This window comes from Archangium violaceum Cb vi76 (assembly GCF_000733295.1).
Classification (GTDB): domain Bacteria; phylum Myxococcota; class Myxococcia; order Myxococcales; family Myxococcaceae; genus Archangium; species Archangium violaceum.
This window is the reverse complement of sequence record NZ_JPMI01000109.1, coordinates 149,693-160,439: the sequence shown is the minus strand read 5'-3', so window position 1 is coordinate 160,439 and position 10,747 is coordinate 149,693. Positions and strand designations below refer to the sequence as shown.

The following is a 10,747-nucleotide window of genomic DNA, read 5'->3' as shown; positions in this document are numbered from 1 at the left end:
CCGAATCGAAAGGATGCCGGGACATGAGTGCTTTCCCCCTCCCTCGCACCACCATGCTGGCCGCGGCGCTGAGTTGCACGCTCGTGGCGACCGTCGCGCTCGCCGACGGCGGTATCTCATGTAGAGAGTGTGCCCCCCTTCCCGCGGACTACACGCTCGAGCCGCGGTCCTGTGAGACGCCAACACCCCTCGTCTTCGGCAAAACGTCCAAGGTGCGCCCCACGTCCTCCGAACTGGGAGTGTTCGTGGACGTGGACCTCGCCGGTGACAGCGCGCACCCCGCGCGCATCTGGCTGGGCGTCTCGGACAGAACGGTGCCCTACTACGCCATCTTCCAAGGCACCTCGAAGAAGGCCTCCTCCTGCGGCGCGCTCGGAGGGTTCGAATCGCTCGCCGAGTTTGGAACGAACCTCGACTGGCTTCCCGCCCGCTCGTCCCTGCCCTATGTGAGGATCTCGTCACACACCCGGCTCGGCGGCTGCGCCGGACTGAATTCCGTCGCGACGGTGGCCTGGCTGGCCCTCACGAAGCGGTGGGCCGTGCTGAACGCCTACGAGTACGGTGACAAATTCTGTGATGGGGACGAGCCGGATCCCAGCGAGAAGCTCCACGCCAAGGGGCTGAAGGCGTACCGCTCCGGCGACTTCACCACCGCGGAGATACGCTGGAGGAAGGCCTTGCCTCTCGGCAAGGCCGTGAGCGATCTCGGGTTCATGCTCGACCAACGCGGCCGCTCGAAAGAAGCCGAGAGCTGGCTCATCGCAGCCGCCGCCTCCCATCACCGCCCGGAGGCATGGCTGAACCTCGCGGATCTCTATTGGAAGACCGGGCACCGCCCCCTCGCCGCGAAGGCCTACCGGAACTACATCGAGGTGTTCCCCCTGAGCGCGAGACCGAAGCCTGGCGAGCCAGCGCCCACTCCGGTCAAGCGCGCCCTGCAACGGGCCTCGAAGGACTGAGACGGGCTCCAAGCGGGCGTCAACGTCCGACGAGACCGTCGAGCAGGCGCTTCGCGAGGGCCATCACGGTATCGCGGCGGCTCCCGTCGAGCCGCTCCCACCCGAGGACAGCGAGCGACACGGGCTCTATCGTCGTGAAGGCGGAGAGCGAGGCGAGCAGCATCACCGCGCCCGCGCGCTCCTCCTCCTTCCCTGGGCGGCGCTGGCGAGCAATGGCCAGCAGGTCGGCGACGAGGCCGATACCGGGGCTCCACAGCCCCTCGAACAGCAACGCATAGCCCGGGCCCTGCTCGCTCATCTCGCGCAGCACGAAATCGGTGGTGAGCCGTTGCTCGGCATCGGCGGTGATCGCCTCGACGAGCGCGTCGAGGATACGGTCGAGCCAATCCCGCGCTTCCGTGGCCGAGAGCGACCCCTTGTTCGCCGCTTCGTGAGCGGCGCTCACCAGCGGCAACAACCGGCGCCTGTGCTGTTCGATGATCTCCTGCGCGCAAGCGCGGTGCAGCCCTTCCTTGTTGCCGAAGTGGTAGGCGATGACCGGAAGCGTGACACCCGCCTCGGCGGCGATCATCCGGGTGGTGGCGCCCGCGAAGCCCTCACGAGCGAAGCAGCGCATGCCCGCCTCGAGGATCCGGGCCCGGGTCGTCTCCGTCGGCGTCAGGCGGCTTTTGGTCTCGCGGCTCATGCTCCGCCATATAGGCAGGGAGGGCTGTTGCAGCGGAGCCTATCACCTGATACACGAAATATATCAACTGATAGGGGTGACGATATGGCTTCACCTGAGCCAGTAGCGGCCGAGCGCGAAGCAGCGCCCGCGCAGGCGGCGAAGCGGGCGGCCGCGCGCGAGTGGAAGATCGACTATCTCTCCCCCGCCGGAGAGCCTTCGTTGGTCCCGCCGGACTCGGTGCAGTGGCGGGTCTACCGCAACCCGATTGCCATGGGCATTGGCGGAGTCGCCGCCGTGCTGCTCGAGTTCGCGGACCCGCGAATCCGCAGCGGGGTCTGGGACCATTCGATCTACAAGGTGGACCCGATCGGACGCTCGAGACGGACCGGGGTGGCGGCGATGGTGGGGGTGTATGGCCCCGCCTCGGTGGCGCGCAAGGTGATTGCTGGCGTCACGAAGATGCACGCGCGCGTGTCGGGTGAGACCCCCAATGGCCAGTCCTACCGCGCACTCGACCCGGTGCTGCTCAATTGGGTCTCCGCGACCGCTGCCTACGGCTTCTTCAAGGCCTACCACACCTTCGTTCGTCCGCTCCCGCCGGAGGAGCAGGTGCGCTTCTTCGCGGACGGCAAGCCGGTCGCCGAGCTCTACGGCGTCACGCAAAGCGTCGGGTCGGAAGCCGAGTTCATCGCGATGATGGAAGGGCTGCTGCCGGGTTTCGAGCCGCACCCCATCAACCTCGAGTTCCTGAACATCATCGAATCGGGCCGTGCGGCGCCGTCCGTGCCGCGCTTCCTGCACCGCGCGATGGCCCGTGGCGCGGTCGCGATCCTCCCGCCGGTGGTCCGGAAGAGACTGGAGCTCGGGAAGGAATGGGACCTGACCACGCTCGACCGGATGGCGCTGACCTCCGCCGGCCGGCTCGCGGACCGCTGGCGCGACCGCAACTCTCCCGCATGGCAGGCGGCGCTGCGCCTCGGTCTGCCAGGCGACTTCTCCTGGCGCTCGCCGTCGGTGCAGCGAAGCCTGCTCAAGAAGCAGGCGCTCACACCTCGAGCCGCATGAAGCGCTGGTCGGAGTGCATCTTCGTCATGAGCGGCATCGCCACGTTGTAGACGGGGATACCGCTCTTCGTATGAGCGTGCCTATTTCAGGCGTACCTTCAAACGCTCCACTGAGTCATTAGGCCGCCCCGTGAAGGAGTCGAGCAGGCGTTGCTCGACTCCGACTTCTTCCCAGACAGCCGAGCGCTCAAGTCCGATACACTCCTGAGGCTCCGCGCTTCTCTCATTGCCAACGGTATCGAAGATCGTGCAGTCGCGGAAGTTCCCAATGTCCTGCATGAACTGGACGATCGGTTGAGAAAACTGCTCCTCCAGCTTTCTCCACCCAATGAGCTCCCATGCCCTCTCCTCCATATGGCGAACCATTATCTTGAAAAGGATAGGCTTGGAGGCAATCCGATCCAGATCGGAATCTGGAGTGTCGGTCCTGTAATCGTAATAGGCATCATGCGGCAGTTTGAGCACCCTGCCGTAACCGAAAGAGCCGTCGGCAAGGGGGATTCTCAAGAACGAGCCCGGTTTGTAGATTCGCGGCATTCCTAGTATCCAGTGTAAGGGTGAAGTTGCTCCCACAACTCCGTCGCGGCGGCGTGGAACCTTCTGCCTTGTGGATTTTCTTTCGCCACGCCACGTACGGCATTCTCGGTGCGAGAAGGCTCTCCGGTGTCAGAGCGGGCTCCACCAAGGAAATCAATCAACTGCTGCTCTCTCCCGCGAATCCGCCAATAAGCGACGTCGTCATATCGACGGTTATAGTCAACGGCGGTGCCGACATCGAATCGATCAGTCTGCGCCAGTTCGAACACGGCAGCCTTTGGTTCAGCATTCTCGTCCAAGTGGTGATTCCTATCTCGAAGGAGAACCGCCAATGCAGCTTGAACTCGGAGAGGCCCATCAAGGTCGACGACCATGCTGGTCCGCCCCGCGTAGTAGCGGTGGGTCACCTTATTGAGCTTCGTGTAGGTGACATAGATGCGCCCCAGCCTCTTGCGGGTGCTCTCGTCGGGTTTCGACCTGGGCCCTGCGCCAGGAGGAGGAACCTGAGCCGGGTATTGACCTTGAACCCACCCCTTCACGTCTCCGAAGTGCGTGCCGTAATACTCGTCCGCGATCTCGATGGGGGTCTTCTCCCCATCCAGGGCCGCACGAGCCGTCAAGCAGACCAGCACCCCACTGCCCACGGCCGCGACGAACGCTCCCCCCACCACCACCGCCTCCCCGGCGGCACCACCAACCCCTACCTCCGCGCCCGCGCCTCCTTCAAGCACCAACCCGAGCACGCCCCGAGGAATGCCGTTCCCCAGCCCCTCACCCGATAGCCCTTTCAGGGCAGGGGCCGGACTTGGGGCAGGGGGCGCCACGGGCGAAGCCCCGGCCGCCGCGACCAGCACCACGTGCATGCCCGCGCGAGCTGAGGATACCTCCGTCTTCCAGGCGCCGGCGGCCTCGTCACGGGACGGGACATAGGCACAGCGCCACTGCGTATCCGGGGCATGACGAACGCTTGGAGCAGCGCCGCCACACCCCAGCAGGGCCACGCAGAGCAACACCAGTGAACAACGTATCACGTAGCACCTTGGGGGACGGGCTCCTGCCTTGAAGCGTCCGAATCTACGGAATCCCGTGAGTGGCGAATAGGGCGATCAGGGGAGGAAGTGGCAATGACCACCCCACGAGGCAAAACGCCGCGTCGACGTTCTACCCCTTCAGCCCATGCGGCCACCTTGCGTCAAGGCGCTGTAAACAAACAATTCGGCGGCGAGGAGCCAGGCACGAATAGCTGGAGCCGTTCAGGAGGCGGAGGAAGACGGACCTGAGACACGGATTCATGTGAATCCGGTCTCCATGAGGAAAAACCAGCCGAGTGCCGGCCGCAGTCGGCACTCCCCGAGCCTCTCCCTCACACCTCGAGCCGCATGAAGCGCCACCACCGCTACTTCTTCTTGCCCTTCTTGTCCCGGCGCCGGCAGCCCAGGGGCTCCGCCTTGTAGGGCGTGGCCGGCGGCGGGGGCACCCCCTTGGCCAGGCTCGCGGTGCTCGGCTTCAGCCCGTTGTTGAAGATGGCCTCGGCGATGTCGAGCCCCAGCGGCACTCCTCCGATGGAGTCGCGCGGCACCACCACGCTGTCGGGATCGGGGTTGAACGTGGCGGAGGGGCCCTCGCCGCCCGGGCCGTCGGAGTCGTAGCCGCCCGTCGTGCCGTCGAACCGCCAGTGCACCCCGAGGTAGACGCGGCTCACCGAGTTCTCGACGATCGCCTGGAGCAGGCTCGCGAAGCGACGGACGTGCCGGGTGCGCACGCTGCCATCGACCTCCCGGTTCACCCCGTCGAGCTCTTCCGAGATGAAGTCGAAGCCGACGTCATCGCTCCCGTCGGGGTAGAGGGTGGCCTTGCCAATCGACGCGAGGTAGAGGCGCGTGATGTGCAGGACGGCAGCACCGAAGGTGGCATGGCCCGAGGGATAGGCCGGGAAGTTGGGCGTGAAGCCCGTCGTGGTCAACTCGTTCGTCTTGGGCGCGCCGAGCGGCTTCCAGAACACATCGGAGAACGGCAGCCGCGCCGCTCCGGGATCCGCGCTGGGACCGAAGAACGGATCATGCTCGCGGACGCCGAGCACCGGCCGCCACAGGTCGTAGTGGAACTTGTAGAACCAGGCATGGATGCCCGCATCCGCCATCGCCACGCTGGCGAGCGCGAGCAGCTTGACGTTCTCCGCCTCGGTGAGTCCCTTCTGGGCCGAGATCGTCTTGATGACGCGGTTGTAGATTCGCGGCGGGGTTCCGAGCTTCTGCGCACCGTCATAGGCCCAGAAGACACCGATGAGGGACTCTTCCGGTGCGCGAGTCGTCGCCGACGAGGTGGGGCTGCCGCCCAGCCGGTAGATCTCCTCGTGATGGGCCGCGTAGACCGGGTCCGTCGGGGTCAGCACGCCCGTGGCGGCGTCCAGCCCGGGAGGCGGCGCGAGGAAGACCGGTGCTGGGGTGGCGAAGAACGGCATCTCCCCCCAGAAGGCATTGAGGAACCCCTGGCCCGGGCTCATCGGATCGGGACGGTGATGGCCGTAGGCGGGGCTCGCGACATGGCTCGGCCGTGTTGGACTTCGCTCGTCGAAGGCCGCGTCCCCCTGACGCAGGGCGATCAGCGCCTCCGCGATGGCCTCCCCATAGGTGGCGGCCGTGTTGGGATTACCCGTCCCCCGCGGAGCGCTGGCCAGCCGCTCCGCGATGAAGGCCCGCTGCTTGGGATAGAGCACGGACAAGACCTGGGCGCAGGCGGCCCCGGCCGCGAACTGCGGCGAGGCCAGCGCGACCGCCGGTGGTACCGAGCTGAGATAGGTCGGTTGGCCCTGGATGCCAAAGAAGGCATCGTGGACCGCCAGCATCGCGAGCGCCCCCGCTCGTGAGGTCCGAGTCGGCCCCGCCTGATCCGCCAGGATGGGAGTTCCGGTGTGATCACGGGCATTCAAGTCGTCGACGACATCACTCCAATAGATTGCGACATCCACGTTCAGCCGCTCCTTGCTGTGGTGTTCAGCTCAGGAAGAGCGGCTGAGCGTTGGATGTGATGGTCAGCCTGCTCGCTGAGGGACTGCCCGAAGCTCGAATGAGAGCGGCTCGTCCACCTTCTCGTCGAGCACGAGGCGCTCTGGCCGGAAGAGGAACCAGAGGCTGACCAGTGCCACGACGGCCAGGAGCCACCAGAGCAGTCTCTTCATGACGCCTCACCGGAGCTGGCCGGCAGCGGAGCCGCGGCGAAGTTCACCCCGAAGCGCTTGCACCAGATGCTCACCGAGCGGTACCGGTCGAGGTCGAGGTCCGCGGGGAGCTCGTAATTCTGGTTGCCGATGTTCCCCTTGAGTGCCCCCAGTGACACGAAGCGGCCCGCCTTGATGGCCGCATCGTCCGAGGCGTCATCCCCTTCCACCAGGTAGACGTGCAGGTCGGGCCCGTTGGACGTGTGGAGTTCCTCCAGGCGGAGCACTCTCCGTCCATCCGGAAGCTGGTACACGCTGGCCGAGCCGGACGTCTCATGCGCCAGTCCCTTGAAGAGCCCGGAGCGCAGCCGCGTGGGGCCCTCCTCGTGCTGGGACATCTCTCCGTGCTTCATCGCCATGTCCTGCCGTGCCCAGACGGGCGTGCTCACCCCCAGCGCGGTCACCGCGACCAGGAGCATCCGGGCGCCTCTCCTTGTCTGCTTGCTCATAGGGACTCCCTGCGTTCGCCGTCCCCGGGGCGGGCTGTATTGCCTGCGGACCGGGACAGCGCCTCGTACCTTCTGAAGGAGATGTCTTCGTTCGAGGCCACGCGTTACAGCCCGAGGAAGAGCGAGGCCATCTCGTGAACCAGAAGCGCATGGACCGGGGGGTCGGAGATGCGCACGCATGGAGATACAGCGTGGCTCGGGAGTGACAGTGACCAGGAGCTCGTTCAACGCCTGTTGAGGAGGGACGAGGCGGCCTTTGTGAGGCTGGTGGACACGTACCACTTCCGGCTCCTGCGCCTGGCGCTCCCCCTTGTGGGCAGCCGCTCGGTGGCCGAGGAGACCGTCCAGGACACCTGGCTGGCGATCCTCGACGGCCTGGCCGGCTTCGAGGGGCGCTGCTCGTTGAAGACGTGGATGTTCCACATCCTGCTGAACCGGGCGCGCAGCCGGGCGGCGAAGGAGGGGCGGAGTCTGCCCTTCTCGGCGCTGGGGCCCGCCGAGGAGGGGCCAGTGGAGGAACCCGAGCGCTTCACTGCCGCGGGGATGTGGGCGGTACCACCTTCACCCTGGGGCGTGGAGAGCCCGGAGGCCCTGGTGCTGCGAGGTGAGGCGATGGAGTGTATCGAGGAGGTCCTGGCGCAGTTGCCAGCCAACCAGCGTGCGGTGGTGACGCTGCGAGACGTGGAGGGGCTGGCGGCGGAGGAGGTCCGTGAGCTTCTCCAGCTCAGCGAGTCCAACCAGCGGGTGCTGCTCCACCGGGGCCGGGCGAAGCTGCGCCGGGCGCTGGAGGAACGCTTCGGGGAAGCGAGGTGAGGCCCATGCTGACGTGCCAGCAAGTCACGGAGTTGGTCACTCGGTATCTCGAGGGACAGATGGAGTGGAGGCAGCGGGTGGCGTTCTGGTGTCACCTGGCGGTGTGCCCGCACTGCCGCCGGTATGTGCGGCAGATGCGAGTGACCATCGCCACGCTCGGGAAGCTGCCCGAGGAGCCTCCACCGCCCCAGGAGAGGAAGGCGCTGCTCGAGCACTACCGCGCCTGGAGCCAGAAGCCCGAGTAACGCCTCACACCTCGAGCAGCATGAAGCGCTGGTCGGGGTGCATCTTCGTCATGAGCGGCATCGCCACGTTGTAGACGGGGATGCCACTCTTCGTCTTTCCGGCGTGCGCGCCATGGTGCGCATGTCCGTGGAAGACGGCCTCCGCGCCGTAGTGGTCCACCGGCATCGCCAGGCGGCTCGTCCCGAGGAAGGGGCGGATCTCGATGTTCTCCCCTTCCAACGTCTCCGGCACCGGGGCGTAGTGCATGATGACCACCTTCTTCGGCGTATCCAGGTGGCTGAGCGCCGCCTCCAGCTTCAGTGACTCCTGCACCGCCTCCTGCACGAAGGACTTCGTCTGCCCCTCGCCGAAGGCCTGCAGCGTCGCGTTGCCGAAGCCTCCGCCGAAACCCTTCACTCCCGCCACGCCCAGCACCTTCTCGAAGATGAAGTGGTCCCCATCGAGGATGTGGACGCCCACCCTCGACAGCTCGCCGCAGATCTCCTTGGCCTGGTTGTGCTCGTAATCATGGTTGCCGAGCACCGCCGCCACCGGCACCCGCAGCGCCGACAGCTCCTCGGCGAGCACCTTGCCCTCCTCCACCATCCCCCGGTCCGTCAGGTCCCCACACAGCAGCAGCACGTCCGCTTCCGCGTTGATCTGCTTGACGAGCTGACGGAAGCGGCCGTGTTGATCCTCGCGGCAGTGCAGGTCACCGACCGCCGCCAAGCGTATTTTCGAGTTCGCGTCCCGCGCCACGTGCCTCCCCCTTCTCTCGATCCCGTTCATCCCAGGACCGGCCATCGCCGTAGCCCCAGTGATGGATGTCCACCGCGTAGTTCACCCGCGAGATGAGATTCCCGCGGCACAGCCGCTCGTCCCAGTTGCCTTCCTTGAGCGTGTCCAGCGTGCGTGACATCAACTCCGTCATCAGCCACGTGGGCACCAGGTCCCGCTCACACGGGTAGGCGAAGCGGAACATCATCAGGTGGCTGAGCAGCACCTCCCAGTACCGGTCGAAGCGCCGCAGCAGCCGCTCCCAGTCCATGCTCCGCCCCATCTTGAGGATGAGGTGGTTGATGTCCGCGCCGTCGTAGCGCTCGCGCTCGTTCACGAAGGCCTTGGACCAGATGGTCTCCTCGGCCGGCGAGATGAGGCATGGGTGGCCGAAGACGGTGGCCGTCCGCGCGTGGACGAACCACTCGTCGTCCACCGTGGCCACGCCGTTGCCCGAGGAGAAGATGAAGTCCACGAAGTACTCGCCCTTGTAGGCCTTGTAGATCCACACCTCGTCCGCGCGCTCGGTGCGCCAGCCGTCCTTCTCCAGCTCCACCAGCGCCCGTTCCGCGTCCCGTTTCCGCGGGAAGAGGTCCAGGTCCTTGGTGTCGCGGTAGATGCCCGTATAGGTGGCGTAGGCGTAGGCGCCGCCGACCAGGAACGGCACGCCGGCGTCCAGCAACACCTCGATGGCCCGGCCACGGGCGTTGATCTCGTCCGTGGTGCGATTCCTCTCGGCGAGCGCGGCGTCGATTCCCATCTCCCCGGGGTGGTTGGGGTGTCGCTTTTCCATGCGGCAAACCTAGGAACGGGTCCTTTTTCTCGTCGGAGCCCCCGTCCGGTATGCCTGGAGGGCAACCAGGGGACTTCCAACACCTCGGAATCCTTGAGGTTTTCACCCGCTGAAAATCGCCTTTTCTGTTTTTGGACCCTGCTGTGTCCCTACGGGCAGATGAGCCGCACCGGACAGGAAGGCCGGGCGGACAACCGAGAGGGAACGAACATGACGCTGCGCAAGAGCCTGCTGATCTCCGCCCTGATGCTCGCTGGCTGTGGCCGGATGGACCGCGAGGAGGAGTTCCGTTCCGTACTGCCCACGAAGGAGATGGTGGAGGTGAAGACGCCGGAGAAGAGCGGCCAGGCACTCACGTCCGAGAAGGCCGTGCACGGCCAGGGCAAGGGAGACCTGAGCGAGCTCTACAAGCTGACCCGGGCCACGACCGTGATGGTGAACGGCGGCACGCTGTGGGTGCTGGGCCTTGTGGACCAGGTGACGAAGTACCCGCCCACCACCCTCACCGAGGACACCGCGGTGTGGGGCCCGCACACCGAGGCGCTCGCTCGCAACACCTGGAAGCTCACCGTGAAGAAGACGGGCGAGAACACCTACAGCTACACGGTGTCGGCCAAGGCGAAGGAGGCGCAGGACTCGGCCTTCGTGGACGTCATCACCGGCACGCATACCGCCGCGGTGGACGCGGCCGGCGAGCCCCTGAAGGGCTTCGGCGAGGGGGAGTTCACGCTCGACTGGGACAAGCAGGCGACGCTGCCCGAGCACGACGAGAACGTGGGCCGCTTCACCGTGAAGTACGCGCGCGAGGACGACAAGAGCGCCGCCACGGTGGACGCGGCATTCCGCGATGTTCGTGACGAGAACGACGCCAACAAGCGCGTGGACGCGGACTACCGCTACGCCGCCACCCCCGCCCAGGGCGGCCAGTTCGACTTCAAGCTCGTCCAGGACTGGTTCAAGGCGGAGGGCTCGGCCGCGAAGGAGACCCTCACCATCAAGAGCCGCTGGCTGGAGACGGGCGCTGGCCGCTCGGATGTGGAGCTGTCGGGCGGGGACCTGGGCTCGGAGACGGCCACCGCCAACGAGTGCTGGGACACCCTCTTCGCCAGCCGCTACCTGCGCGCCAGCTACGCCTTCCCCCAGGTGCAGTACGGCATCGAGGCGAATGACTGCGCCTTCGCCACGGCGAGCTACTCCTCGTTGTGAGTCCTCGTTGTAAGCTCGCGGCCCTTCAACCCGCAGCGAG

At 66.2% G+C, this 10,747-nt stretch carries 13 protein-coding genes; 5 read left to right on the top strand and 8 right to left on the bottom strand.

Translation table 11 applies throughout. The features are described from left to right. Window positions 1-23: 23 nt before the first annotated feature. Entirely contained in the window at window positions 24-959 is a 936-nt protein-coding gene (locus tag Q664_RS17360; RefSeq protein WP_152622147.1) for a tetratricopeptide repeat protein, read from the top strand. A gap of 19 nt (window positions 960-978) precedes the next feature. On the opposite strand, the gene Q664_RS17355 is transcribed toward Q664_RS17360, so the two are convergent. Beyond that, the gene (locus Q664_RS17355) at window positions 979-1,644 is read right to left on the bottom strand and encodes a TetR/AcrR family transcriptional regulator (RefSeq protein WP_152622146.1); all 666 of its coding nucleotides are present in this window, start codon (window positions 1,642-1,644) and stop codon (window positions 979-981) included. An 84-nt stretch (window positions 1,645-1,728) separates the two neighbouring features. On the opposite strand from Q664_RS17355, the gene Q664_RS17350 reads away from it, so the two are divergent. Continuing rightward, a complete protein-coding gene (locus tag Q664_RS17350) occupies window positions 1,729-2,691 on the top strand; it encodes an oxygenase MpaB family protein (protein ID WP_084609996.1) in 963 nt (320 codons plus the stop codon). Between the two features lie 80 nt (window positions 2,692-2,771). Here Q664_RS17350 and Q664_RS17345 read toward each other — a convergent pair whose 3' ends face one another. The 5 genes from Q664_RS17345 to Q664_RS17330 form a co-directional block, all read right to left on the bottom strand. After that, entirely contained in the window at window positions 2,772-3,227 is a 456-nt protein-coding gene (locus Q664_RS17345; protein WP_043396132.1) for an immunity 26/phosphotriesterase HocA family protein, read from the bottom strand. Between the two features lie 2 nt (window positions 3,228-3,229). After that, window positions 3,230-4,090: a hypothetical protein gene (locus Q664_RS17340; RefSeq protein WP_043396127.1), complete on the bottom strand. Its 861-nt coding sequence runs from the start codon at window positions 4,088-4,090 to the stop codon at window positions 3,230-3,232. A gap of 533 nt (window positions 4,091-4,623) precedes the next feature. Continuing rightward, window positions 4,624-6,195, bottom strand: coding sequence for a vanadium-dependent haloperoxidase (locus Q664_RS17335; protein WP_152622145.1), 1,572 nt, complete (start codon window positions 6,193-6,195; stop codon window positions 4,624-4,626). Between the two features lie 63 nt (window positions 6,196-6,258). Beyond that, window positions 6,259-6,405: a hypothetical protein gene (locus tag Q664_RS59110; protein WP_160174428.1), complete on the bottom strand. Its 147-nt coding sequence runs from the start codon at window positions 6,403-6,405 to the stop codon at window positions 6,259-6,261. Next, window positions 6,402-6,863 carry a DM13 domain-containing protein gene (locus tag Q664_RS17330; RefSeq protein WP_052518258.1) on the bottom strand — a complete coding sequence of 154 codons (462 nt, stop codon included), beginning with the start codon at window positions 6,861-6,863 and terminating at the stop codon, window positions 6,402-6,404. The genes Q664_RS59110 and Q664_RS17330 overlap by 4 nt, the downstream gene beginning before the upstream one ends. Before the next feature lie 198 nt (window positions 6,864-7,061). Here Q664_RS17330 and Q664_RS17325 point away from each other — a divergent pair, with 198 nt between their 5' ends. After that, window positions 7,062-7,706 (top strand): RNA polymerase sigma factor, encoded by a 645-nt coding sequence (locus tag Q664_RS17325; protein WP_043396120.1) that lies wholly within the window; start codon window positions 7,062-7,064, stop codon window positions 7,704-7,706. A 5-nt stretch (window positions 7,707-7,711) separates the two neighbouring features. Next, window positions 7,712-7,951: a zf-HC2 domain-containing protein gene (locus Q664_RS17320; protein WP_043396117.1), complete on the top strand. Its 240-nt coding sequence runs from the start codon at window positions 7,712-7,714 to the stop codon at window positions 7,949-7,951. A gap of 4 nt (window positions 7,952-7,955) precedes the next feature. Here the strand turns inward: Q664_RS17320 and Q664_RS17315 are convergent, their stop codons facing one another. After that, a complete protein-coding gene (locus Q664_RS17315) occupies window positions 7,956-8,660 on the bottom strand; it encodes a metallophosphoesterase family protein (protein ID WP_043396114.1) in 705 nt (234 codons plus the stop codon). Then, on the bottom strand, window positions 8,644-9,501 hold the full coding sequence (locus tag Q664_RS17310) for a nucleotidyltransferase family protein (protein ID WP_043396109.1): 858 nt from the start codon (window positions 9,499-9,501) through the stop codon (window positions 8,644-8,646). Before Q664_RS17310 ends, Q664_RS17315 begins: the two co-directional genes overlap by 17 nt. A 210-nt stretch (window positions 9,502-9,711) precedes the next feature. On the opposite strand from Q664_RS17310, the gene Q664_RS17305 reads away from it, so the two are divergent. After that, on the top strand, window positions 9,712-10,707 hold the full coding sequence (locus tag Q664_RS17305) for a hypothetical protein (protein WP_043396106.1): 996 nt from the start codon (window positions 9,712-9,714) through the stop codon (window positions 10,705-10,707). Window positions 10,708-10,747: the final 40 nt, after the last annotated feature.